A 24,369-nucleotide genomic window follows, 5' to 3' on the forward strand; every position below is an offset into this window, starting at 1 on the left:
CTGCGTCCGGTCCGCCGGAGATGGGTCGCTCACCTGCGCCTTTCCCTGCGGGTGACCCAGCCCCTGCAAACCAGTTGTATCGAGCACCTATATGACGAGCGTGTGCCACCGGAGAGGTTCGGTCAACACGGCCGTAACCTGGACGGCCGCCCCACCCCCGTACTTTCGGCCGCGTTTTGCGTGCCCGCGATCCGTGGATCGGCGCCCCACCGGGCGGATCTCGTCAGGAATCGGCCAAGGGCAAAGAGTTGCCCAACATCCGCCCGCCGAACGGCACTTCAGAACTCCACCGGGTCCCGCACGATCGGGCAGGTCATGCAGTGCCCGCCGCCCCGGCCGCGTCCCAGTTCGGCGCCGACGATCGTGATGACCTCGACGCCGGCCTTGCGCAGCAGGGTGTTGGTCTGGGTGTTGCGGTCGTAGGTGAAGACCACGCCCGGTTCCAGCGCGACCGCGTTGTTGCCGCTGTCCCACTGCTGGCGTTCGGAGGCGTAGACGTCGCCGCCCGTCTCCACGATCCGCAGTCCGGGCAGGCCGAGCGCCTTGGCGACGACGTCGGTGAAGGGGGTCGAGCCCTCGTCGACGATGTCGATGCCGGGTCCCTTGGTGCCGGGGCGCAGGGAGAAGGTGTGGACGGAGTCCATGATGGCCGGGTACAGGGTCACCAGATCCCGGTCGGCGAAGGTGAAGACGGTGTCGAGGTGCATCGCGGAGCGCAGCTTCGGCATGCCGGCGACGACGACGTGCTCGGCGGCGCCCAGGTCGAAGAGGGCCTTGGCGACTTGGGTGATGGCCTGGCGCGAGGTGCGCTCGCTCATGCCCATGAGGACCACGCCGTTGCCGACGGGCATGATGTCGCCGCCCTCGAACGTGGCCTGCCCCCAGTCGAGTTCGGGGTCGCCCCACCAGACGACGGAGCCCGCGAAGTCGGGGTGGAAGGTGTAGATCGCCTTCATCAGGAGGGTCTCGTCGTGCCGGGCGGGCCAGTAGAGCGGGTTGAGGGTGAGGCCGCCGTAGAGCCAGCAGGTCGTGTCGCGGGTGTAGAGGGTGTTGGGCAGCGGCGGCATCAGGTATTCACGGACGCCGGTCGACTCGCGGACGAGGGCGACGTAGCCGGTGCGGTACTCGTCCGGGAGGTCGGTGGTGGCGAGGCCGCCGATCAAGTACTTGGCCAGTTCGGCCGGTTCGAGGCTCTCCAGGTAGGCGCGGGTCGCGTCGATGAGGCCGAGGCCGACCTCGTTCGCGACGATCTTCCGGTCCAGGAGCCAGTCCTTGGCGGCGGGGATCGTCATGGTCTGGGCGAGCAGTTCGTGCAACTCGACGACGTCCACGCCGCGTTCGCGGAGTTTGTTGACGAAGTCGGCGTGGTCGCGCTGGGCGTTCTCGACCCACATCACGTCGTCGAAGAGCAGGTCGTCGGAGTTGGTCGGGGTGAGCCTGCGGTGGGCCAGGCCCGGGGCGCAGACCAGCACCTTGCGCAGCCGGCCGACCTCTGAGTGGACGCCGTACTCATGTCGGTCCACGGTGTCTTGACTGGTCACGGTGCACACACCTTTCCGGCGGTCGAGGCGAGGTCAGAGACTGATCCAGCCCGAGGTCAGGGCGACGATCCCGACAACGGCGCCCGCGACCGAGACGGCGAGGATCACCGATTCGCGGGCCGAGAAGGGCGAACGCCCCTGTTCCCTGCGGGCCTTGACGAACAGGAAGGTGGCGGGCGCGTAGATGATGAGCGAGACGAGGAGGTACTTGAAGCCGGCCGCGTAGATGAGGAACGCGGTGTAGACCGTGGCGAGTACGGCGACCACCAACTCGCCTCGCCCTGAGCGAGTTCGCGTGCGGGCGATCCGCACGGCGAAGCCGGCCGCGAGCAGGAACGGGATCAGCGTCAGTGAACTGGTCAGGTCCAGCGCGAAGTTGAAGGCGTCGTCGGAGAAGTAGGTGACGACCAGTACGAGTTGGCTGAGCAGGGTGGTCATCACCAGGGCGGGGACGGGCACGTCGGCCGCCGTGGACCTCTTCAGGAAGCGCGGCATGTCGTCGTCCTTGGCGGCGACGAACAGCACCTCGGCGGCCATCAGCGTCCAGGCGAGGTAGGCGCCCAGCACGGAGACGATCAGTCCGACGCTGACGAAGACCTTCCCCCAGGCGCCCACCGCGTGTTCCAGCACGCCCGCCATGGAGGGCTGCCGCAGTTCGGCGATCTCGCCCATCGGCATCAGGCCGTACGACACGATCGTGACCGACGCGAAGACGGCGAAGACGCTGAGGAAGCCGAGGACGGTGGCGCGTCCGACGTCCTCGCGGCGCTGGGCGTGCCGGGAGTAGACGCTGGCGCCCTCGACGCCCAGGAACACGAAGACGGTGGCCAGCATGGTGCCCTTGACCTGCTGGAACAGGGAGCCCGCGTAGTCGGCGCCGCCGAAGTTCTCGGCGAAGACTTGGGGCTTGAGGTAGAAGAGCGCCAGGACGACGAAGACGAGGATCGGCACGACCTTGGCGACGGTGACGATCCGGTTGATGGCCGCCGCTTCTTTCACACCGCGGCTGATCAGCAGGTAGAAGAGCCACAGTCCGGCCGAGGAGAGGACCACGGCGAGGACGGTGTCGCCTTCGCCGAGGGAGGGGGCGATCGTGCCGATCGTCGACATGATCAGCACCCAGTACGTCACGTTGCCGACGCAGGCGCTGGCCCAGTAGCCGAACGCGGCGAAGAAACCGAGGTATTCGCCGAATCCGGCCTTGGCGTAGGCGTAGACACCGGCGTCGAGGTCGGGTCTGCGGACGGCGAGGGTCTGGAAGACGAAGGCGAGCATCAGCATGCCCGTGCCGGCGACGGCCCAGGCGATCAGGGCACCGGCCACGCCCGTCTCCTGCGCGAACCGGCGCGGGAGGGAGAAGACACCGGCCCCGACCATGGAGCCGACGACCATGGTGGTCAGCGTCGGCAGGGCCAGCTTGGCGACTGTGGTCCGGGTGTCGGCAGTGGCGGCTTGCGTCACCCGAGGGACGTTAGCAACCAATTGCCCCTATTGCCTGGCGGGCTTCCCCCATATGCCCCATCGGTGAATCGGCCCTATCGTGCTGTTATGGAGCACGCACTGAGTCCCGCCACCCTGACCGAACTGCGGCGCCCGCGCCCCTACCCCGCGGTCTCCGTGCTCACCCCGACGCATCGTCGCGAGCCCGACAACGCCCAGGATCCGGTCCGGCTGCGCAATGTGCTGGCCGAGGCCAAGAAGCAGTTGGAGGCCGACCCCGCGGTCCCCCGGGAGCGGCGCATCGACGTCTCCCGCCAGCTCGACCAGGCCCTCGCCGAGGTCGACCTGGCGCATACCGAGGACGGCCTGGTGATCTTCGCCGCGCCGGGCGAGCACCAGGTGTGGTCCCTCGCCAGATCCGTGCCGGAACGTGTGGTGCTCTCCGACACGTTCCTCACCCGCAACCTCGTCTCCGCGCAGGCCTCCGAGCGGCCGTTCTGGGTGCTGTCCCTCGCCGCGGACCGCGTCACGCTGTGGAACGGCGGCGTCGACCGGGCCGTCGAGGACCACACCGGCGGCTTCCCGTTGACCCGCGACCACCGGGACAACTTCGACGCCGAGCGGCAGGAGCGGATCGGCGACATGCCGAGCACCTTCCGCGACGAGGACACCCGGCACTTCCTGCGCGAGGCCGACACCGCGATGGGCCGCATCCTGCGCGTGCACCGGCGCCCCCTCTACATCACCGGCGAACAGGCCGCGCTGTCCGCGCTGGACGAGGTCGGCAACGCCACCAAGGACGCGGTGCACATCGCGCACGGCGGCCTCGCGCACGGCACACCCGACGCCGTGTGGCAGGCCGTACGACCGCTGCTCGACGCGGAGGCGCGCAAGAGCACGGTGTCCGTGACCCGGGAGCTCGAATCGGCGCGCGGGCGCAAGGAGTTCGCGGCCGGCGTCGACGAGGTCTGGCAGAACGCCCGGGAGGGCCGGGTGCGGCTGCTGGCCGTCGAGGAGAACTACCGGGTCACGGTCCGCGACGACCACGGCGACCATCTCGTCCCGGCCGACAGCAGCGACCTCGACGCCCGCGAGGACATCGTGGACGAGATCGTCGAACAGTGCCTGGAGACCGGCGCCGAGGTCCGCTTCGTCCCCGACGGCACGTTGACCGACGCGGACGGCATCGCGGGCGTGCTGCGCTACTGAGGCCTCCTCCCCACTCCCGAGGCCGCCTCTCCCCCGCGGCGTACGCTACGGCGTGATCGTCGGCGGAGAGGGAGTGCACACGTGGGTGACCTGCTGGGCGTGGCCGTGCTGGGTGCGGGGCACATGGGAGCCGACCACATACGGCGCCTCGACCAGGTGGTGAGCGGCGCCAGGGTCGCCGCCGTGGCCGATCCCGACACGGATCGCGCCAAGGAGGCGGTGGCCGGGCTGGACGCCGCGGTGCACGAGGACGCCGTGGCCGCGCTCGACGCCCCCGGGGTCCAGGCGGTGCTGATCGCCTCGCCGGGTCCCGCGCACGAGGAGGCGCTGCTCGCCGCCTTCGCCCGTGGGCTGCCGGTGCTGTGCGAGAAGCCCCTGGTGCCCGAGTCCACCGGGGCACTCCGGGTGGTGGAGGCGGAGGCGCGGCTCGGGCGACGGCTGGCGCAGGTCGGGTTCATGCGGCGCTACGACGCCGAGTACCGGCGTCTCAAGTCCCTGCTGGACGGCGGGCAGTTGGGGCGCCCGCTGATGCTGCACTGCACCCACCGCAATGTGTCGTCGCCGCCGTACTTCACCTCGGCGATGCTCATCGACAGCTCCGTCTCGCACGAGATCGACGCGGCCCGCTGGCTGCTCGGCCAGGAGCTGACCGCGGTGACCGTGCTCAGCCCGCGCTCCTCGGCGAACTCCCCGGAGGGCCTGCTCGACCCGCAGCTCGTACTCTTCGAGACCGACGGCGGCGCCCTCGTCGACGTCGAGATCTTCGTCAACTCCGGCTTCGGCTACCAGGTGCGCTGCGAGGCCGTGTGCGAGGCGGGCAGCGCCCGGATCGGCGAGGACCGCACGATGGTCGTCACCACCCGGGGCAGCGCCCACGAGGACGTGCCGCTGGACTACCTCGTCCGGTTCGCCGACGCCTACGACCGTGAGGTGCAGTCCTGGGTCGACGCCACCCGGCGGGGCCTGGTCACCGGCCCGAGCGTCTGGGACGGCTACGCGTCCTCCGTGGTCGCCGAGGCCGGCGTCCGGGCGCTGGAGAGCGGCGGCCGGGTGGCCGTCGAACTCGCCCCGCGCCCGGACCTGTACGCCGACGTCAGCCGCTGACACCGGAGTTGTACGGCTGCGTCAGCCGCTGACGCTCGCCGCGCCCGACTCCAGGTGCCCGGTGAACCGGCGCGACCAGGTCGCGTCGGAGTCGACAGTGACCGTGAAGTCGTACCAACCGCTCTGGTAGGCAACGGCGTTGAAGAAGTCCTCCGTCGACGCGCCCGCGGCGACCGTGTACGTCCATGGTCCGTCGCTGCGGTAGTGGTTGGACGTGATGGTGAACTTCACCGACGCGGAGCCCGAGTTGGTCATCTTGAAGTAGATCGCGAGCTTGCCGGTGCCCGACTCGACGGCGTAACGGGTGCTTACCTCAACGGACTTGCCCGCCTTGGTGGCGTCGCCCTGGAAGCGGCGCAGGAAGCGGTTGGGGCCGACCATGGAGAGGTCGTACTTGCCACTGCCGTAGCCCGCACCGATGTTGAAGAAGTCGGTGGCGGTGCCACCCGGGTCGACCGTGTACTGCCAGGGCGTGGTGTCACGGTAGGCGTTGGGGTGGATGGAGAGATGGGTGGCGCTCTTGGCCGCGCCGCCCTGGTTGGACATGGCGAACCACGCGAGGACCTTGCCGCTCGCCCCGAACTCCAGGTGATCCAGATACCCGTTGGGCTGGTACGGCAGTGCGCGGGCGGGCCTGGTGCCGGGCTCCTGCGCGGGCAGGGCGTTGTTCGTCGGCACCGGGTTGGGCAGCGGGCCGCAGGTGGAGATGCCGATGACGCTGGTCGCCGGGAGCGCGACGGAGCCGTAGACCGGGTTGGCGAAGTCGAAGACGCCGGTGAGGTCGCCGCTGACCTTGCGGCGCCAGGTGCTGATGTTGGGGCAGGCGGCGGGTTTGCCGAGGGCGGTGGTCCAGGTCTCCAGGAAGCGCAGGACCGAGGTGTGCTCGAAGACCTCCGAGGAGACCCAACCTCCGCGTGTCCAGGGCGAGATGACGATCATCGGGACGCGGAAGCCGAAGCCGTACGGGACGCCGTTGAGGAACTCGCCGTCGGTGCCGGCGGGCGGGACGGGCGGCGGGACGTGGTCGAAGTAGCCGTCGTTCTCGTCGTAGTTGAGGAACAGGACGGTCGAGTCGAGGACGTCGGGGTCGGCGGCGAGGGCCTGGTAGACGAGGCCGATGAAGTGGGCGCCGTCGCCGGGCGGGGCGTAAGGGTGCTCGGAGAAGGCCTGGTTGGGGACGACCCAGGAGACCTGCGGGAGGGTGCCCGCAAGGACGTCGGCCTTGATGGCGGCGGCGATGTCGTCGGGGGTCGAGCCGGTGGCGGCCGGGACGGAGGACATGCCTCGGTCGTAAAGGGGGCTGCCCGCCTTGGAGTTGGTGAAGTTCTTGAAGTAGGCGCAGGCGTTGTCGCCGTAGTTGTCGGCCGCGTTCTGGTAGACCTTCCAGCTCACTCCGGCGTTCTGCAGTGCCTCGGCGTAGGTCCCCCAGGTCAGGCCGGACTCGTCACCGCCGTCGTAGCTGGAGGAGTCGACCTTGCCGCTCCACAGGTAGGTGCGGTTGGGGCCGGTCGCGCTGAGGGTGGAGCAGAAGTAGGCGTCGCAGACGGTGTAGTTGTCGGCGAGCGCGTAGTGGAAGGGGATGTCGGCGCGGTCGAGGTAGCCGAGCGAGCGGATGTTGCCGACGCCCGAGACCCAGTTGTCGAGGCGGCCCTTGTTCCACGCGGAGTGCTGCGAGGACCAGGAGTGCGGCAGGTCGCCGTTGCACTGAGCGAGGGTCTCGCCGTCCTTGCCGCCCGCGGACGGGGTGGCGCTCAGCTTCCAGGGGTACTGACGGCCGCCGCCGCTCGGCTGGTTGAAGACCGGGTATCCGCCGCTCAGGGTGATGCCGCTGCGGTCGTCGAAGCCGCGGACGCCCTTCAGGCGCCCGAAGTAGTGGTCGAAGCTGCGGTTCTCCTGCATGAGGATCACCACGTGTTTCACGTCCGAGATCGTGCCGGTCGCCGACTGCTGGGCAGCGATCGCGGGCCGTACGCCGGTGCCCGTCGCCATGCCCGCCGCCACGGTGGCACCGAGCCCCACGAAGCCTCTTCGGCTGATCGGTGTCATGCGCTCCGCCCTCGTCACAGGCGTGCCCGAGCGGCACACCGCGCGCAAGGGTGCACGGAGCCGTCGTCAAGGTCCATACCTGGACGGTTAGGTGGAGGTGAACAAAAGTCAAAGCCGCTGCCCGAAGGCCGAGTTGACTGCCCTCGCCGCTCAGACGTTCCCGAACAGAGCGCTCAGCCCCCGGTCGACCACCGCGTCCATGTCCTCCTGTCCGGTGGCCACCACGTCGTAGGTCCGCAGCAGGAAGCGGCGCAGTTCAGGGGTGTGGAAGTGGAGCAGGGCGAGCCCGAACGGCGAGTGGAACTCCAGCACCGTACGGGCCCGGCCGCACGGCCACAGGTGTACGTCACCGCCGCCGGCCGGCCTGCGCAGCCCCTCCTCCAGCAGCGAGCGGGCGAAGGTCCAGGTGACACCGTCGCCGTCCAGGGACACCTCGGGCGGGAAGTCGAGGTGCACGGCCAGCGGGTCCGAGGCGAGGTAGCGGAGCGTGGCGGACACGGGAATCTCCGTGTCGTCCGCCGTGATCAGCCGGGCTCGGGTGGGCTGTTCGAGGGTGATGTCCATGGTCGGTCTCCACTGCGGTGTGAGGTCGGCCGGATTGCCGTGTGCCTGTACGACCTCGCAGGTGCCCTTCGCATTACGCGGAACCCCGAACGAATTGATGTGACCTGCGTCACCCTCCCGTCGGTGCCTGGGGCTGCGGGTGAATTCGTTTGCGGTGGGGCGGGTGAGCCATGTGGGGTGGGCCCATGGACGGGGCCACTGCGCGGGCGCGCCGGGCCGGGTGGCACAGGTCGGCGGTGCTCGCGGCCCTGATGCTGGCGGCCTTCACCTTCAACACCGCGGAGAACCTGCCGATCGGGCTCCTGGAACTCATCGCCGGGAGTCTGCGGGTCTCCGTGTCGGCGGTCGGGCTGCTGGTCACCGGTTACGGCGTGACCGTCGCCGTCGCCTCCGTGCCGCTCGCCCACGTCATGCGGGGTGTGGCCCGACGCCATGTGCTCACGACACTGCTGGCGGCGCTGATCGTGTCGAGTGTGGTGGCGGCGCTGGCGACTTCGTACTGGCTGCTCCTCGCGGCGCGGTTGCTGACCGCGCTGGCCCAGGCGTTGTTCTGGGCGGTGATGGGACCGGTGGCGGTGGGTCTGTTCGCGCCCGAGGTCCGTGGGCGGGTGCTCGGGGCGTTGTCCGTCGCCGGTTCGCCGGCGCTCGTGCTCGGTATGCCCGCCGGTACCTGGCTGGGGCGCCGCGAGGGCTGGCCCGTGCCGATCGCCGTCCCGGCGGCCCTCGGGCTCGCGTCCCTGGTGACGATCGCCGTACTCCTGCCGACCTCGCGTCCGCACGAGGAGCAGGCCGCCTACGGCACCTGTCCCGACGCCCGTCGGTTCGCGACCGTACTGGCGGCCGGGACGCTGTCCGCCACCGGGGCGTTCGCGGGGTTCACGTACGTCGTGAAGTTCCTCGGCGACGTGAGCGGCTTCGAACAGACCACCGTCGGCGTCCTGTTGGTGGTCTTCGGCGGTGCGTGTCTGGCCGGGGTGACCGTCACCGGGGCGGTACTGGACCGCTTCCCGCAGGCGGCGCTGAGTACCGCCGTCGCCGTCCAGGCGGCCGGCATGCTCGGCCTGTACGCGGCCGGCACGGACCCGGTGGCGGCAGTGGTGTTCCTGGCGTTCATGGGCGGTGCGCTCGGGCCGGTGTTCATGACCGCCCAGAACGCGATGCTCCAGTGCGCACCGGGCCGCACGGACCTCGCCCTCGCGGCCAACTCCGGTGCCTACAACGCCGGTATCGCGGCGGGCGCCGCGCTGGGCGGACTCGTCCTGCGGCTCGCCAAGGTACGGGGGACGTTTCTCGCCGGCGGGCTGCTCACGGCCGGAGCGTGCGCGGTGCTGCTTGGCGCGCGGGTGCTGCGTCGTCAGTCAAGTCCCTTCGAGCAGGCCCGAGTTGACGAGACCGAACCGGCTAACTGACCAACATCCGCCAGGAGACACCGAGTCGGGACCACGAGCGAGCCGACCGGCTCACTCCTCCGCCGGCGCCGCACTCGGGCTGTAGGCGTCCAGGGCAGCGAGCCGGAGGGCCGCCGCCACCCGGGTCATCGCTTCGGTCGGCGGGTGTGGAAGGCGGGCCAGCAGGAGGCGGCGTTGTTCCTGGGGACCGCCGCGGACCGGCAGGACGCGCACGCCCGGCGGGACGGCGGGGGCCAGGGACGCGGGCACCGTGGTCAAGCCGCAGCCCGCCGCTACGAGGTGGAGCTTGGCCAGCCAGTCGCGGGCGGTGTGGGCGATCTCGGGGCGCTCGTCCAACCCGGGCCACACGCCCATGAGCCGGTCCTCGCCGGAGGAGGAACTCGCGATCCAGCGCTGCCCGCGCAGGTCGGCCACGTCGACGTAGTCGCCGCGGGCGAGTGGATGCGTGGCGGGCACCGCGAGGCACAGCGGGCGCTCGGTGAGCGTGCGCAGCACCAGCGGCGGCGATTCGGTGTCCGGCGGCCGGAAGGGGGGTGCCGAGGCCAGCAGGGCGAGGTCGAGGCTGCCGGCCCGCAGGGCGCGTACCAGGGCCGGGGTGCCGCCCTCCCGGCTGACGACGCGCAGGTCGGGGTCGCTGCGGCGCAGGGCGAGCAGGACGCGTGGCAGCAGGGCGGCTCCGGCGCTGGGCAGCCAGCCCAGGCGGACGGTCGCGCCCTCGGTGGGCAGCCCGGACAGTTCGCGGGCGGTGGTGTCGATCTCGTCGAGCACGACCGTCGCCCTGCGCATGACGATGCGGCCGGCCGGGGTCAGCCGTACGCCGTCGCGGCGCCGTTCCAGCAGTTCCGCGCCCGCGGCCCGTTCGATCGCGGCGATCTGCCGGGACACCGCCGACTGGGTGTAGCCCAGTGACGCGGCGGCGGCCGTGAAGGTCCCCTGTTCGGCGACCGCGCGGAGGACGCGCAGCGCGGTGAGTGACACATCGGTGAAGTCCATGACGATCACGCATGCTAGCGGTGCGCAACTCTCGTTGGACGCATGGACGTGATCGTTCCTACCGTGGCAGACATGAACGCTCCACGCATCGCCCTCGTCACGGGCGCCAACCAGGGACTCGGCCGCGCCCTCGTCGAGGGACTGGCGGCCCGCATGGGCCCCGACGACACGGTCCTGCTCACCGGCCGCGACGAGCGGCGGGTCACCGACGCGGCCCGCGAGGTGGCGAGCCTGCCCGGCACACGCAGCCGGGTGGAGGGCCGGGTCCTCGACGTCACCGACACCGACACCATCGCCCACCTCGCCGACGAGCTCCGGCGGCGCTACGGCGGGGTCGACATCGTGATCTCCAACGCCGTGACCCGGATGCTCCCCGGGGAGTCGCAGGCCGAGCGCGCCGACGAGTTCATCGACGTCTCCAACACCGCCACCCACGCGATGCTGCGCTCCTTCGGTCCCGTGCTGCGCCCGGGCGGCCGGTTCCTCGTCGTGGCCAGCAGTCTCGGCACCCTCGGTCATCTCGACCCCGCCCTGCACGACCTGTTCGACGGCGCGGGCCTGGCCCAGGTCGAGTACGCCGTCGAGTCCTGGCGCAGCGCCGTCCACCACCGGACCACGGCCGAGGCGGGCTGGCCGCTCTGGCTGAACGTACCCTCGAAGGTAGCCCAGGTCGCCGCCGTCCGCGCGGTCGCCGCGGAACGCCGCCGGGACGACCTCGCAAGCGACACCCTGATCGCGTCCGTGTGCCCCGGCATGGTGGACACGGCCACCTCTCGCCCCTGGTTCGAGGACTTCAGCCAGGCCAGGTCCCCGGCCGAGGCCGCCGTCGCCGTGCTCGACCTCGTCTTCGCCGAGCGGGTCGATCCCGCGCTCTACGGCGAGCTGGTGCGCTTCGGCGCGGCCCTGGACTGGCACTCCGGCAAACCGCTGGTCGAACAGGACCTGAAGCTCACCCCCTGACCACGGCACCACCAGCACGGCGCGGCCCGGTGACGGCTCCGGCCGCGCCGCCCTCCGGTGTGAGCCGGAGGACGGGCGCGGCCGGGACCGTCATGGACGGTCAGTCACGCGGGCTGCGCGTCAGGGAGTCAACTGCCACTGCTCGATGTAGCCGACGTCCAGCGCCGCGCGGTCCTGCACCCTCAACTTCCAGGTACCGGTGACCGGTTGGGCGGAGGCGTCGACGGTGAAGGTCTGGTCGACGTTGTCGGCGGAGCCGCCGGAGCGGTTCAGCAGGGAGTAGACGGTGCCGTTCGGGCCCACGAGGTCGACGGTCAGGTCGCCCCGGTAGGTGTGGACGATCTTGACGTAGACCTGAGTGGTTGCGGAGGCGTTGCCGTCGCGGCCGGTGACCGTGATCGGGGACTCCACGGCGGCTGCGTTGTCGGGGATGTCCACCCGGCTGCTGTTGGCGTAGATGTTCGCCACCCGCCAGGTGAAGGAGACCGTGGCGCTCGCGCCGGTGTCGTCGGTGACGGTCACCGTGACGTCACTGCTCCCGAGGGTGGTCGGGATGCCGGAGATCAGGCCGGTGCTGTCGATGGAGAGTCCGTCGGGCAGTCCCGTGGCCGAATAGGTCAGCCCCGCACCGGAGTTGGTGGTGTACGCGCTCGTCTGCAGGGACACGGACTGTCCGACTCCGCTGATCTGGCCGGAGATCGGGGCCACGTTGACGCCGAGCGCGATACGGCTGCCGACGTTGATCGCCGCCCACGCGTCGGCCACGGCGAGGTACGTGGGGCTGTACGCGCCGAAGAGGTCCGCGGCGGCCTGGAGGGTCGCGGTGCGGGCACCGGCGTAGTTGGTGGACGAGGTCATGTACGTGGTGAGCGCCCGGTACCAGACCTTCTGGGCGTTGTCGATGCCGATCCCGGCGACGGGCACGCCGTCGGAGGTGGGGCTGTCGTAGGCGACGCCGTTGACGGTCTTCGCGCCGCTGCCCTCGGACAGCAGGTAGAAGAGGTGGTTCGCCGGGCCCGAGGAGTAGTGGACGTCGACGCTGCCCAGCGTCGAGCTCCAGTAGTCGCGGGACGCACCGTCCTTTGAGGGCTTGTCCATGTAACGCAGCGGTGTGCCGTTGCCGTTGATGTCGATCTTCTCGCCGACCAGGTAGTCGGGGACGTCGGCCGGCAGGTTCTCGTGGAACTCCACCGCGGCGGCGAAGATGTCCGAGGTGGCCTCGTTCAGGCCGCCCGACTCACCGGAGTAGGTGAGGCCGGCGGTCGCCGCCGTCACACCGTGACTCATCTCGTGCGCGGCCACGTCCAGCGCCGTCAGCGGGTGCGTGTTGCCCGAGCCGTCGCCGTAGGTCATGCAGAAGCAGGTGTCCGACCAGAACGCGTTGACGTAGTTGTTGCCGTAGTGGGCCCGGCTGTAGGCGGCCACGCCGTCGTTGCGTATGCCGCTGCGGCCGAAGACGTCCTTGTAGTAGTCCCAGGTGGCCGCGGCGCCGAACGCGACGTCCACGCCGGCGGTCTGACGGTTGGTCGCCGTCCCGTCGCCCCAGACATCGTTGTCATCCGTAAACAGAGTGCCGGTGCCCGACGTGCCCTGGTTCAGGTCGTAGGTCTTGTGTCCGGCGCGGTCGCCGTCGACGAGTTGGTACGTCGATGTCGCCGCGTCGAGCGTGGTGCTGAGCGGGATCGTTCCGTTGAACTGGCCGGTGCCGGTGCCCGTTTCGATGCCCTGGTACTGGAAGACGGCCTTGCCCGAGTCGGCGTCGGTGATCACATGGAGTTCGCTGGGCGTTCCGTCGTCCTGGAAGCCGCCGACCACCGCCTCCCAGGCGAGGACGGGCTTGGCTCCGGCGGCCCAGACGACGAGCCGCGGGGTGCCGTCGAGCTTGGCCTCCTCGCCGCCCTTCTTGGCCGCGGCCACCAGCGCCTTGGCCTTCACCGTCGCCGACGACACGTTCGGGGTGATGTCCGGCAGCGCCAGGGCGGCCTTCGCGGCCTTCGTCACCGTGAGCCGGCCGCTCTTGGCGTGCACGACCAGGTCGCCGCCCAGGACGGGCAGTCCGTCGTACGTCCGCTCGTAGCGGGTGTGGGTGGTGCCGTCGGCGTCCTGCGTGACGTCCTTGACGACGAGCTTCTCCTTGGCCCCGAGGCCGAGGGTCTTCGCCGTGCTCCGCACGGCCGCGCCCGCACTCTTGAGGAGGGCTGCGTGCTTCGCCGGGGACAGCGCGGCCGGGGCCGCTCCGGCCCGCGGGGCGGCCAGGATCTTCGCGGGGGCGGTGTGGCCGCCGGGGGCGGCGGAGGCGGCGCCGGTCTGCATTCCGGCGGCCAGCAGGGTGCCGACCGCGGTGAGCACGAGGGCGGCGGTGTATCTGGGGTGGTGCGGATAACGGTCATGCCGGGTCAAGGCGTTCTCCTTATGTGGGGTGGTCGGACTCTGTGGAGTCCTGGAGAGCGGGTCGGGCCGGGGTACGGCCGTCCGGCGGAGCGCGGGTGTGAGGAGGAAGGGTGAGGAGGAAGTGAACGCTCGGTGAGCGTGGTGCACAGCAGATTGGCATCACGTCCACAGAATTGTCATGGCTATAACAAAGCAACGGCTCAAAATGGCCGTTGCGTACTGCGGATCACTCGCCTGAGCGACGCTTTTCGGCCGCACGCCGGGCGTCGGCGCGAGGTGCGAACACCGGGCCGTCGAACAGGTGGTTGAATGACGGGTCCGAGGGGTAATAAATCCCTCAACTCGCGTACGGCGTATACGACTTGCCCCACCGGGACGGTTGCGCCACGAGCACGGCACAAACCGCCCGTGAAGACGCTGGCATATGCCAGAAGCACCACCGGATCGGGTGTTGCCAAATCCCTTACAGGGCGTCGCAGCCTGTGCGACAGTCGTAACCGGTCCCTCCATCCGCCTTGGTCGTACCGTCCCCGCATCGGAGTGCGTCATGCCGTCCCATCTCTCTGCGGACCGCCCCGCCGCCCAGCCGCCCACGCGCGGCTCGGTCGACGCGCTGATATCGCAGGCGCGGCGGCTCATGGGCGACGTGGACGCCGTACGGCGGGACGCGCAGCACGACGGTTCGGACCCGCGGGAGCGGTGGCAGCGCGCGCTGTGCGAGCTGGCGCTGCATCAACTCAACGACCTGGACGAGCACTTGGCCCAGTTGCGGGACGGCCCGCCGCCCGTACCGGCCGCGGTGGAAGCGCCGCCCTCCGCACCTGCCGCAGCGGAAGCGCCCCGGGACGACTCGCTGCTCAGCCGGGTCGGCAGCGCCGAGTGGAATCTGCTGACGGACGGGGCCAGTTGGTCCGGGGAGCTGTATCAGATCCTCGGCCGTGACCCGGCCGCTCCCCCGCTCACCCTCGACGAACTGCCGTCCCTGGTCCTCGACGAGGACCGGCCGAGCCTGACCGCGATGGTCACGGACTGCCTGATCGACGCCAAGCCCATCGACGGCGAGTTCCGCATCGTACGGCCCGACGGCGCCGTACGGACCGTGCACATGATGGGCGAGCCCGTGCTCGACGCCGACGGTGGCACCGCCTCGATGTGGGCCGTGCTGCGGGACGTCAGCGAACTGCGCCGCAGCCAGCGGACGGTGAGCGAGACCCGTGACTCGCTGCAGCTCCACCGGCACCACGCGCAGACCGAGCGCCGGCTCGCGGTCGAGCTGCAGGAGGCCGTGCTGCCGCCGTGGCGCGGCTCCCTGCGGCTCCCGCACCAGGGGCCGGAGACACTGGACCTGGCCGCCCGCTATCTGCCCTCCTCCACCAGTGCGTTGATCGGCGGCGACTGGTACGACGCGCTCCAACTCTCTGACGGGGCAACGCTGTTGAGCGTCGGCGACCTCACCGGACACGGTGTCGCCGTCACCTCGGGCATGGCGATGCTGCTCGGCGCGCTGCGCGGTATGGCGATGGCGGGCACCGAGCCCGGTCAACTGATGTCCTGGCTCAACCAGTTACTGGACGCCACCGTGCAACCGGCCCTGGGCAGCGCGGTGTGCTGCCGCTACCGGCCCGAGACCCGCACCCTGGCGTGGGCGCAGGCAGGACACCCCGCCCCGTTGCTGTACCGCGACGGGACGGGGCGCGTGCTGAGCGCACCGGACGGCGTGCTGCTCGGCGCCACCTCGGGAGCGGCCTACGGACAGGCCGAGGAGACCCTGGAGCCGGGCGACGTACTCCTGTTGCACACGGACGGACTGGTGCCCGGGCGCGGCGGAGAGGCCGCCGTGGACCAACTCCTCGGCCTGGCCCCGCGATTCGGCGAGGCGCGCACCGCACAGGACTGTGTGCGCATGGTCGTGGAGGAGTTCGGCGACACCGAGCGCGCGGACGACGCGTGCGTGCTCGTCGCCAGGACCACCTAGACCGCCAGGAGCTCCTGGCGGGAGCGGAACAGCGGCACAAACCCCCTATGCCTGTGCGCTGTTGCCGCCCTTGGCCCTCGGACTCTTCGACTGTGTCTTCGGCAGCGCGAGTTTGATCTCCTCCCGCAGTTCGTGGATCCTCGGGTAGTCGGAGTACTGGGCGGTGAGCCGGTACATCTCGCGCAGCCGGTCCCAGGTGCGGTGGGAGGAGTTCGTTCCCATCGACGCCAGGGCCAACCGCGCGTACCTGTCCGCCTGTTCGGGGTCGTCCGCGATGAAGCAGGCGGAGGCCATCGACAGGAAGTCGAAGATCTTCGACCGCTGGCGTCCGTCGACCCGCAGCGCCAGGGCCTTCTCCGCGAAGTACTGGGCGTGCACGGCCGCTCCCGGCTCGTGCTCGGCCAGGGTGCGGTAGGCCAGGGCCTGCATGCCGTAGAGGTCCTCCTCCTTGAACGTCTGCATCCAGCTCGGGGCCGGTACGTCGCCGCGGTCGGAGACGAAGAGGTCCTCCGCCTGGCCGAGGGTGCGGCGCATGGCCTGGCCCTTGCCCATCGACGCCTGTGCCCAGGCCTCGATGGTGTAGAGCATCGCCTGGGTGCGGGGCAGCACCTGGTCGCCCGAACCGGTCTTGGCGAGTTTCATGAGATCGAGCGCGTCGTCGGGCCGGCCCAGGTGCACCATCTGGCGAGCCGCCCGGGAGAGCGCCTCCCCGGCACGGGGCCGGTCGCCGCCCTCACGGGCCGCATGGGCGGCGATGACGAAGTACTTCTGGGCCGTGGGCTCCAGGCCGACGTCGTGCGACATCCAGCCCGCGAGTACGGCGAGATTGGCGGCGACGCCCCATAGCCGCCGCTGGAGATGGTCGGGGTGCCGGTAGGCGAGCATGCCGCCCACCTCGTTGAGCTGTCCCACCACAGCCTTGCGCTGCAGCCCGCCGCCGCGGGCCGCGTCCCAGGCTCGGAACACCTTGACGGACTCCTCCAGTTCGTCGATCTCCTGCGACCCGATGGGGGCGGCCTCGTAGCGGTCGAACCCGGCGGGGTCGGCGTGCAGGGGATCGTCGAGTCGTGGAGCGTCGGCGGAAAGAGTCGGATCGGAGTGCAGCCATGCGTGCATGGCGCTGCTGAGTGCGGAGCCTGCGGCGAGCGCGGCGCCCGCGCCCACCAAGCCGCGTCGGTTGAGCATGAGGTCCATTCCCGTGAATTCGGTGAGGACCGCAGCAGTCCGTTCGGGCGCCCACGGCACACCGTCGGGATGTTCCACACTCCCGTCGTCGGGCCGTTTCCCCGTACGCCCGTGCCGGACCAGACCGAGGTCCTCCATGGTCACGACACGGCCGAGACGCTCGGTGAACAGAGCCGCCAGCACCCTCGGCACCGGATCGCGCGGGATCTCTCCCATGTCGATCCAACGCCGTACCCGCGAGGTGTCGGTCGAGAGCTGAGGGTGGCCCATGGCCGCCGCCTGCCGGTTGACCCGCCGCGCGAGTTCGCCCTTGGACCAGCCGGCCAGGCCGAACAGGTCCGAGAGACGGGAGTTGGGTTGTCCGTTCACGTCAAGCCCCCAGGTTCTCGGCTGACTTGAACATAGCCCGGCGCGGGTTGCCGGGCGACTATTCGCCAGGGTTCGCCAGGGTGCGCCAGATGGTGTGCCACTGCGCATCTGGTGTCAGGTAGGAACGCGCCACCCCGACCCGGTCACCGAGGGACACTCCCCAGGGTGCACCTGCGGAACCGGGCCGGGAGCGCGCTTGCTTGGACAGGCACTGCAGGCACACGAAGGGATCTGTATCTCCCATGTACACAGCATCGTCCTCCGTGTCCGCCCCGCCCCGGTCGCTGCACCCTCGCCCGGGCGCCGGCGGCCCCTACCTCGACCCGGCGCGTCCGGCGGCCGGCCCCGTGCTCGGTGCGGGCAGGCCGCGGCGCGTTCCCGGGCTCGGCCCCCAACCGCTCAGCGGGAGACTCGACTTGTCCGGCCCTCAGGGCGCCCAACTGCGTACGGCGATCGCGTCGGTGCACCGGATCTGTCCGGAGTTCGCTCCGGTGCAGGTGCTACGCCGCAACGGGCGCTCCGTGCTTCTGGTCGGAACGACCGGACGCAGCACGGCCGTCGCGAAGTGTTTACTGGACCACTCCCCCGCGTGGGCCGAGCGGATCCGGCACGAGATAGCGGCCTACCGCTCGTTCGTCCGGCACCGCCCGCCGGTGCGGGTGCCGCGGCTGATCGCGGCGGACCCGGACAACTGCACGCTCGTCATCGAGCGGATGCCGGGCCGGGTGGCGGCGCTGCACCGCCACCCGGCCGAGGCTCCGCCGCGGGCGGACATCAGGGCGGCGCTCGGTGCGGTCTGCCGGCTGAACGCCTGGCGGCCGCCGGCCGGTACGTTCGACGCGCCGCTGGACTACGCGGCCCGTATCTCCCGCTATCACGAGCTGGGGCTGCTCACCGACCGGGACATGGGAGACCTGCAGAAGCTGCTGCACGGCATCGCGCACGCGGCGGGCCGACATGGCATGGGCCAGTTCTGCCACGGCGACGCCCTGCTGTCCAACATCCTTCTCTCACCGGCCGGTCCAGTGCTGGTGGACTGGGAGCACGCGGGCTGGTACCTGCCGGGCTACGACCTGGCGACGCTGTGGGCGGTGCTCGGGGACGCGCCGGTGGCCCGGCGGCAGATCAGCCAGATCGCGCAGTCGGCGGGACCGGCCTCGCGTGACGCCTTCCTGGTGAACCTGATGCTGGTGCTGACCCGGGAGATCCGCACCTACGAGATGGCCGTGCAGCGTTCGATGCACGACACGACCCCGGCGGCACCGGGCGTGGTGGCCCACCCGGGTGCTGCGCCGTCCGGCGAGGAACAACGGCTGCTGCTGAGGCGGCTGCACGACGACTGCCAGATGGCCCGACGGGCCGTGCGTGCGGCGGTCGGCACTCGCTGACGGGGACGACGGTCCGCGGTGCGCCCCGCAGCGGCGCACCGCGGACTTCGTGTGTCTCGGCCACATGTGGATCCCCCCTATGTGGCTCGCCCATTGGTGTACACCACTGACGCCCCGCAGGCCCGAAAGCCGCCGCCACGAAACTCCTCGCATCCCCTGTTGACATGGGAAATCGCCTTCCTCTGGGCATGATTGACGGATCGTCGGCCAGCCGGTACCACTGACGCACGCCCGGCCCCGCACGGTTCGTCACATCCCACCGTCCCAGGAGGCTGCATTGCGAGGATCCTCGACCGACCCCACCCGCTCTCCCGGACACAGACGCGCGCGCGGGTCCGCCTGCGCGCTCGCCACGGCCGCTCTGCTGCTGCCCCTGCTGGGCGCGGCCCCTTCCGGGAGCGCCACCGATTCCTCCGCCGCCACTCTCCAGCGGGCGTTCGCGTCGGCGTCCGCCGAGTACCACGTGCCGCAATCGGTGCTGCTGGCCGTCTCCTACCTCCAGTCCCGCTGGGACACGCACGACGGGGCCCCGAGCGTCACCGGCGGCTACGGCCCCATGCACCTCACGGACGCCCGGACCGCCCTCGCCGCGACGGAGCACTTCAGCGAGGGCACCGAGGACGCCCGCGGCGATAGCGCCCGCCCGGCCCTGCACCCGACCGCTCAGATCCCGGCGGACTCCCAACTCCCGGCCCGGCTGCGGACGTTGACGAAGGCGGCCAAGCTGACCGGGCTCGCGGCGAGTGACCTGCGGACCGACGAGGCCGCCAATGTGGCGGGCGGCGCCGCACTCCTCGCCGACGCCCAGCAGGCCCTGGGCGAGCCGCTGAGCGCGGACCCGGCCGACTGGTACGGCGCGATCGCGCGCTTCTCCGGCGCCGACGACACGGCGACGGCCGCCGCGTATGCCAACGATGTCTACGACGTGATCCACACCGGCGAGGAGCGCACCACGGACGCCGGGCAGCAGGTCGCCCTGGCCGCACAGCCGGAACTCGCCCCCGACACCGCGCAGTTGGCGGAGACCGGGCTGCGCACGCTCTCCGCCGCCGGCACGGAGTGCCCGAAGAAGGTGTCCTGCGAGTGGATCCCGGCGCCGTACTCCCAGTTCGGGAGCAAATACGGCAACCACGACCTGGGCGACCGGCCCGCGATGCAGAGCATCAAGTACATCGTCGTCCATGACACGGAAGGCCAGTGGGAGGGTGTCCTGAACATGGTCCAGGACCCCACCTATGTGTCCTGGAACTACACGATCCGCTCCACCGACGGGTTGATCGCCCAGCATGTGAAGGCCAAGGACGTGGCCTGGCACGCGGGCAACTGGTACATCAACGCGAAGTCGATCGGCATCGAGCACGAGGGCTTCCTCGCCGCGCCCGACGCCTGGTACACGGAGGCGATGTACCGCTCGTCGGCACGGCTGGTCTCGTACCTGACCAAGAAGTACGGCATCCCGCTGGACCGGCAGCACATCCTGGGCCACGACACCGTGCCGGGGCCGACCACGTCCACGGTCCCCGGGATGCACACGGACCCGGGCCCGTACTGGGACTGGGCGCACTACTTCGACCTGCTGGGTCACCCCGTCAAGCAGACCGCGCGCAAGAGCGGCGGCCTGGTGACGATCCGCCCCGACTACACCACCAACCGGCCGGTGTACACGGGCTGCGTCACCGCGGGCCAGCCGTGCGCGGCGCACGGGTCGAGCGAGGTCCGGCTGTACTCCGGGCCGGGCGAGACCTACCCCCTGATCAAGGACATCGGCCTCGGGACCACCCCGACGACCGGCGTCAACGACCTCTCCTCACGAGTGTCCACCGGACAGCAGTACGCGGTGGCCGACCGTTCTGGCGACTGGACCGCGATCTGGTACCTGGGCCAGGAGGCCTGGTTCAAGAACCCGAAGAAGCACCCCACCGCCGTGTCCGCGACAGGCCTGGTGGTGACGCCGAAGGCGGGCGCGGACAGCATCCCGGTGTACGGCCGCGCCTACCCGGAGGCCTCGGCCTACCCCGCGGGGGTGCCCGCCCAGGCGGTGTCGCCGCTGCCGTACACCCTGCCCAAGGGCCAGAAGTACGTGGTCGGTGACAAGGTGCCCGGCGAGTACTACTACGCGGTCACCTTCACCACCGACTCGCACAAGGTCGTCGTAGGAAAGGATCTCTACTACGAGATCCAGTACGGCCACCGGGTGGAGTTCGTCCGGGCCGCCGACGTGACGGTGGCGCGGTCGGGCCGGTAGCCGGGCCTCAGCCCTGCTGGAACAGTTCCGCCGGGAGCGGTTTCAGCAGGGCGTAGAGGTCGTCCGTGATGGGGCGGTCCCAGGCGGCGATGGTCACCAGGACGTTGTCACTGCGGTCGAACTGGACGCAGGAGACGCGGCTCTCGGAGAGCTTGAGGCGGCGCACGATCAGCAGGTTGTCGCCCTGCATCACCGGCATGTCCTCCGTGCCTACGACCGTCACCTCCTCGTCGTTCTCCAGCGCGAGGAGCAGTTGGGCGACCTCGAAGGGGATCTCGTCCTCGGCGACGTCACGGGCCGGGGAGCCCTCCGGCAGATTGCCGATGACCATCGCGGGGCCGCGGCCGCCGAACAGGTCGTACCGCAGGAACACGCCCTGGCAGGTGCCGTCGGGGGCGGGCAGCAGACCGGCACCGAGGTTCCCGGGCCAGTCGCCCGGGTCCATGGCCAGCACATCGAATTCGGGGCCGGCGGGGGTGGCGCTGCGGCGGCGGAGGAACGACATGCAGCAATGGTACGGGGTGCCGTTCGGCGATGGGCACGTGGTTTGGTGCGGGGTTCGTTGTCGGGTGCGGGTTCGTGGGGGCTGGGCGCGCCCACGCGGCGGAGCCGCACATCGACACAGCCCCGCGCCCCTAGGGAACTGAGCCCTCCGTCGGTTGGATCAGTGCCGTTCCCAGGCCGGTGCGGTCTGTGCCCAGTTTTCTGTAGGCCGCTGAGAGCAGGCGTACTGCCGACTGTTCGTCCGTGTCGAGTTCTACGGCTATCTCGTGCTCCGTGCTGCCGTGGGCGGCCAGGATTGCAGCGGCGCGTTCTTGGGATGTGAGGGTGTCGGTCTCCGCGCTGTGGAGGCGGCGGGGGCGTAAGCCTGCTGCGGCCAGTTCGGCGCGGGTCGTGTCCGCCAGGCCGTCGGCGCCGCACTGGACGGCTGCGTCCAGGCCTCGGTAGAGGTAGTCGGCGGCCTCCTTGGACCTGCCGGTGCGGCGGAGTTCGGTGCCCAGGGCCACCAGTGCGCAGGCCAACTCGTAGGCGGCCGGGGAGCGTTCGAGGTGGGTGACGGACTCCTCCAGGAGTTTGGCGCGGTCGGAGCCGGAGGAGACCTCGGCGGCGATGCGCAGGGCCTGGCCGATGGCGGACGGGGTGCCGAACTGGCGGGCTCGGGCGACGGCTTCGTGGGCGGTGGCCATGGCGCGCTCGGGGGTGTCATGACGTTCGGCGCGGGCGAGGTGGAGCTGCCAGGGGCACCAGGCGGGGTTGCGGATGCCGCGCGGGTCGAGACGGCGGCCCGCGGAGGCCAGCTCTTCGGCGGCTTCCTTGGTGCGGCCGCGGGCGAGCAGCAGTTCGCCGTACACGGTCTGCGCGTCCGGGAAGACGACGGCGGCCGGGAAGGGTTCCGCGAAGGCGTGGTCCTCGGCGAGTTTCGTGGCTTCCTCGACCCGGCCGCGGGCCAGCAGGACCTCGATGAGGATGCCGGTGCCGTACCAGTAGACGGGGGTGCCGGGTCCGACGCGTTCGGCGAGGCGCAGTCCCGCGCGGGCGAAGTCCTCGGCCTCGGCGAGCCGGCCGCGCCGGTAGCGGAGGTAGCCGAGGAAGGTGTAGCCGAAGGCCAAGTGGGCGCCGCGCCAGCCCTGTTGCTCGAAGTCGGCGATGCCGGTGGCGAACAGTTCCTCCGCCCGGCCCGGTCGGTCGCAGTACATGAAGGCGAGGGCGACGAGCACCGGTACCTCGAAGCCGCGGTCGGCCTCCGCCCAGCCTAGGCCGCCGTCGAGTGCGCGCTCGGCATGGTGCAGGGCCACATGTGCGGGTTCACCACGGAGTACGGCGTCCCAGGTGCGCAGGCCGATGATGTACCGCTCGGTGAGGTCGCGGCCCTTGAGGCGGTCGGCGAGTTTGGTGAGCCGGCGGGAGCGCGAGGGGTGGTCGGGTTCGTCGGCGCGGAAGGCGTCCCACATGAACTGCTCGGAGAGCATGCGGAGTTTGACCCGGGCGTCGTCGGTGACGTGGATCTCGCGGGCGAGGGTGTCGGAGGCCTCGGCGAGGCGGTCGCTGTGGGCGAGGACCTGGGAGAGGCGGTAGACGATGTTCTGCCGCAGGCCGGCGTCACTGATCGGTTCTTCGAGGGCGGCCCGCAGATGGTTGACGGTGGTCGCCGGTTCGGTGAGCAGGGAGGCGCTGCCCAGTTCGTAGAGGACGGCGGCCCGGTCGTCGTAGGGCGGGGGTTCGCGCAGGGCGCGGGCGAGATAGCTGCGGGCCGTGTCGGGGGCGCCCGCGCGCAGGGTCTCGCCGGCCGCCGCGCGGAGTTGCTGGACCACCCAGTTGTCGCCGTCGGGGTGGGTCTCCATGAGGTGGCGGGCGGCGGCGGAGGGGCCCTGGCCCTCGTCGATGACGCACCAGGCGGCCTGGCCGTGCAGGGCCACGCGGACGCCGGCGGGGATGGCCCGGTAGACGGCGGTGGCGATGAGCGGGTGGACGAATTCGAGGGTGCCTGCGGCGGTCAGCGTGCCGCTGAGGATGCGGGCGCCGCGCAGTGCGTCGACGGCGTCGGCGGCCTCCTCGTGGCCGAGTCCGGCGACTGCGGCGGCGAGCATCGGACGGGGCTCGGTGCCGAGGACCGCGCAGGCCCAGGCGAAGCGGACGGTGGAGGTGCCGAGGCGTTCGAGGCGGGTGGTGAGGCCGCTGCCCTTGACGGCGGCGGCGAGGTCGCGCAGTTGGTAGGCCCCGGCCTCGGTGGGGTTCAGACCGCGGTCGTGGATCTTGGCGGTGAGTTCGACGGTCTCGAAGGGGTTCCCGGCGGTGACGGCCCAGCACTCGTGGCAGAACGCGTCGTCGGCGTGCTCGCCGAGCATCTCCCGCACCAGGTCGGCGACGGCCGCGACGCTGAGCGGTTCGAGATCGAGGGGGCGTCCGCCGGCCCGGCCGGGCAGTCCCCTGAACGACTCGGCGTGGTCGGGGAGTTCGTCGGGCCGGTACGCGACGACGACCAGCAACGGGAGTTGCTCGGCGCGGGGCGCGAACGCGGCCAGCCAGCCCAGGGATTCGGGGTCGGCCCAGTGCGCGTCGTCGAGGACGAGGACCATCGGGGCCCGCTTGACCGCGAGGTGGGTGAGTACCCAGTCGAGGCCGTCGCGCAGGCCCTGCTGGTCGGGCGGGGAGCCCTCGGTGGGGGCGCACAGGCCGAGGGCGGGGCCGACGATGTCGTACCAACTGCCCAGCGCGGTACGGAGATCGGCGTCGGCCGAGCCGGCGAACTGCGGTTGCAGCAGTTGCCGGGCGACGTGGAAGGCGACGCGCTGTTCCTGGTCGCCGCCGCGCGCGGAGAGCACGGTGCAGCCTTGTGCGGCGGCGCGGCGGCGCACTTCGGTGAGGAGGGTGGTCTTGCCGATGCCGGCCCGGCCCGCGAAGGCGAGGAGGGCACCACGTCGCCGGTCCCCCGGCTCGCCGCCGTCCGTGCGCAGACCCGTGAGCTCGCCCAACGCCTCGTCCACGGCGGCGAGTTCACTCTCCCGTTCGAAGAGTGTCCTTCTGCTGCGTGCGCTCCGCTGTCCCATCC

Annotated in this window: 16 protein-coding genes; 7 read left to right on the forward strand and 9 right to left on the reverse strand. The window is 70.9% G+C overall.

Features of this window, described 5'->3' with window-relative positions; all coding sequences use genetic code 11:
- Positions 1 to 278 precede the first annotated feature (278 nt).
- Both OG223_RS06055 and OG223_RS06060 read right to left on the reverse strand, forming a co-directional pair.
- Positions 279 to 1,541, reverse strand: coding sequence for an arginine deiminase (locus tag OG223_RS06055; protein WP_329243468.1), 1,263 nt, complete (start codon positions 1,539 to 1,541; stop codon positions 279 to 281).
- A gap of 33 nt (positions 1,542 to 1,574) precedes the next feature.
- Positions 1,575 to 3,002, reverse strand: coding sequence for a basic amino acid/polyamine antiporter (locus OG223_RS06060; RefSeq protein ID WP_329243471.1), 1,428 nt, complete (start codon positions 3,000 to 3,002; stop codon positions 1,575 to 1,577).
- 87 nt (positions 3,003 to 3,089) lie between these two features.
- On the opposite strand from OG223_RS06060, the gene OG223_RS06065 reads away from it, so the two are divergent.
- Positions 3,090 to 4,190, forward strand: coding sequence for a baeRF3 domain-containing protein (locus OG223_RS06065; protein WP_329243474.1), 1,101 nt, complete (start codon positions 3,090 to 3,092; stop codon positions 4,188 to 4,190).
- A gap of 81 nt (positions 4,191 to 4,271) precedes the next feature.
- Positions 4,272 to 5,294 carry a Gfo/Idh/MocA family protein gene (locus tag OG223_RS06070; protein ID WP_329243476.1) on the forward strand — a complete coding sequence of 341 codons (1,023 nt, stop codon included), beginning with the start codon at positions 4,272 to 4,274 and terminating at the stop codon, positions 5,292 to 5,294.
- Between the two features lie 21 nt (positions 5,295 to 5,315).
- Here the strand turns inward: OG223_RS06070 and OG223_RS06075 are convergent, their stop codons facing one another.
- Together OG223_RS06075 and OG223_RS06080 are read right to left on the reverse strand one after the other, a co-directional pair.
- Positions 5,316 to 7,340, reverse strand: a complete 2,025-nt coding sequence (locus OG223_RS06075; RefSeq protein ID WP_329243479.1) for a phosphocholine-specific phospholipase C — start codon at positions 7,338 to 7,340, stop codon at positions 5,316 to 5,318.
- A gap of 150 nt (positions 7,341 to 7,490) precedes the next feature.
- The gene (locus OG223_RS06080) at positions 7,491 to 7,904 is read right to left on the reverse strand and encodes an SsgA family sporulation/cell division regulator (RefSeq protein WP_329243481.1); all 414 of its coding nucleotides are present in this window, start codon (positions 7,902 to 7,904) and stop codon (positions 7,491 to 7,493) included.
- Positions 7,905 to 8,089: 185 nt separating this feature from the next.
- Between OG223_RS06080 and OG223_RS06085 the strand changes: the two genes are divergently transcribed.
- Positions 8,090 to 9,313 carry an MFS transporter gene (locus OG223_RS06085; protein ID WP_329243484.1) on the forward strand — a complete coding sequence of 408 codons (1,224 nt, stop codon included), beginning with the start codon at positions 8,090 to 8,092 and terminating at the stop codon, positions 9,311 to 9,313.
- 51 nt (positions 9,314 to 9,364) lie between these two features.
- On the opposite strand, the gene OG223_RS06090 is transcribed toward OG223_RS06085, so the two are convergent.
- Positions 9,365 to 10,306, reverse strand: coding sequence for a LysR family transcriptional regulator (locus OG223_RS06090; protein ID WP_329243485.1), 942 nt, complete (start codon positions 10,304 to 10,306; stop codon positions 9,365 to 9,367).
- A 72-nt stretch (positions 10,307 to 10,378) separates the two neighbouring features.
- On the opposite strand from OG223_RS06090, the gene OG223_RS06095 reads away from it, so the two are divergent.
- Positions 10,379 to 11,266, forward strand: a complete 888-nt coding sequence (locus tag OG223_RS06095) for an SDR family NAD(P)-dependent oxidoreductase (RefSeq protein ID WP_329243488.1) — start codon at positions 10,379 to 10,381, stop codon at positions 11,264 to 11,266.
- Positions 11,267 to 11,386: 120 nt separating this feature from the next.
- Here the strand turns inward: OG223_RS06095 and OG223_RS06100 are convergent, their stop codons facing one another.
- Entirely contained in the window at positions 11,387 to 13,666 is a 2,280-nt protein-coding gene (locus OG223_RS06100; protein ID WP_329243490.1) for a M4 family metallopeptidase, read from the reverse strand.
- Between the two features lie 538 nt (positions 13,667 to 14,204).
- On the opposite strand from OG223_RS06100, the gene OG223_RS06105 reads away from it, so the two are divergent.
- A complete protein-coding gene (locus OG223_RS06105) occupies positions 14,205 to 15,632 on the forward strand; it encodes a PP2C family protein-serine/threonine phosphatase (RefSeq protein WP_329243492.1) in 1,428 nt (475 codons plus the stop codon).
- Between the two features lie 45 nt (positions 15,633 to 15,677).
- On the opposite strand, the gene OG223_RS06110 is transcribed toward OG223_RS06105, so the two are convergent.
- Positions 15,678 to 17,186 (reverse strand): DNA-binding protein NsdB, encoded by a 1,509-nt coding sequence (locus OG223_RS06110; RefSeq protein ID WP_329243495.1) that lies wholly within the window; start codon positions 17,184 to 17,186, stop codon positions 15,678 to 15,680.
- Positions 17,187 to 17,428: 242 nt separating this feature from the next.
- Between OG223_RS06110 and OG223_RS06115 the strand changes: the two genes are divergently transcribed.
- On the forward strand, positions 17,429 to 18,574 hold the full coding sequence (locus tag OG223_RS06115) for an aminoglycoside phosphotransferase family protein (protein ID WP_329243497.1): 1,146 nt from the start codon (positions 17,429 to 17,431) through the stop codon (positions 18,572 to 18,574).
- Positions 18,575 to 18,851: 277 nt separating this feature from the next.
- Positions 18,852 to 20,819: an N-acetylmuramoyl-L-alanine amidase gene (locus tag OG223_RS06120; RefSeq protein ID WP_329243499.1), complete on the forward strand. Its 1,968-nt coding sequence runs from the start codon at positions 18,852 to 18,854 to the stop codon at positions 20,817 to 20,819.
- A gap of 7 nt (positions 20,820 to 20,826) precedes the next feature.
- Here the strand turns inward: OG223_RS06120 and OG223_RS06125 are convergent, their stop codons facing one another.
- Positions 20,827 to 21,324, reverse strand: coding sequence for a hypothetical protein (locus tag OG223_RS06125; RefSeq protein WP_329243502.1), 498 nt, complete (start codon positions 21,322 to 21,324; stop codon positions 20,827 to 20,829).
- Between the two features lie 130 nt (positions 21,325 to 21,454).
- Positions 21,455 to 24,367, reverse strand: a complete 2,913-nt coding sequence (locus tag OG223_RS06130; RefSeq protein ID WP_329243506.1) for an ATP-binding protein — start codon at positions 24,365 to 24,367, stop codon at positions 21,455 to 21,457.
- Between the last annotated feature and the right edge of the window lie 2 nt (positions 24,368 to 24,369).

The organism is Streptomyces sp. NBC_01478, from assembly GCF_036227225.1.
Lineage (GTDB): Bacteria > Actinomycetota > Actinomycetes > Streptomycetales > Streptomycetaceae > Streptomyces.

Bases quoted from the DNA above. Each gene is read 5' to 3' on its own strand.
- OG223_RS06065 (WP_329243474.1), top strand. From the start codon at position 3,090: ATGGAGCACGCACTGAGTCCCGCCACCCTGACCGAACTGCGGCGCCCG.
- OG223_RS06075 (WP_329243479.1), bottom strand. From the start codon at position 7,340: ATGACACCGATCAGCCGAAGAGGCTTCGTGGGGCTCGGTGCCACCGTG.
- OG223_RS06080 (WP_329243481.1), bottom strand. From the start codon at position 7,904: ATGGACATCACCCTCGAACAGCCCACCCGAGCCCGGCTGATCACGGCG.
- OG223_RS06085 (WP_329243484.1), top strand. From the start codon at position 8,090: ATGGACGGGGCCACTGCGCGGGCGCGCCGGGCCGGGTGGCACAGGTCG.
- OG223_RS06090 (WP_329243485.1), bottom strand. From the start codon at position 10,306: ATGGACTTCACCGATGTGTCACTCACCGCGCTGCGCGTCCTCCGCGCG.
- OG223_RS06095 (WP_329243488.1), top strand. From the start codon at position 10,379: ATGAACGCTCCACGCATCGCCCTCGTCACGGGCGCCAACCAGGGACTC.
- OG223_RS06105 (WP_329243492.1), top strand. From the start codon at position 14,205: ATGCCGTCCCATCTCTCTGCGGACCGCCCCGCCGCCCAGCCGCCCACG.
- OG223_RS06115 (WP_329243497.1), top strand. From the start codon at position 17,429: ATGTACACAGCATCGTCCTCCGTGTCCGCCCCGCCCCGGTCGCTGCAC.
- OG223_RS06125 (WP_329243502.1), bottom strand. From the start codon at position 21,324: ATGTCGTTCCTCCGCCGCCGCAGCGCCACCCCCGCCGGCCCCGAATTC.
- OG223_RS06130 (WP_329243506.1), bottom strand. From the start codon at position 24,367: ATGGGACAGCGGAGCGCACGCAGCAGAAGGACACTCTTCGAACGGGAG.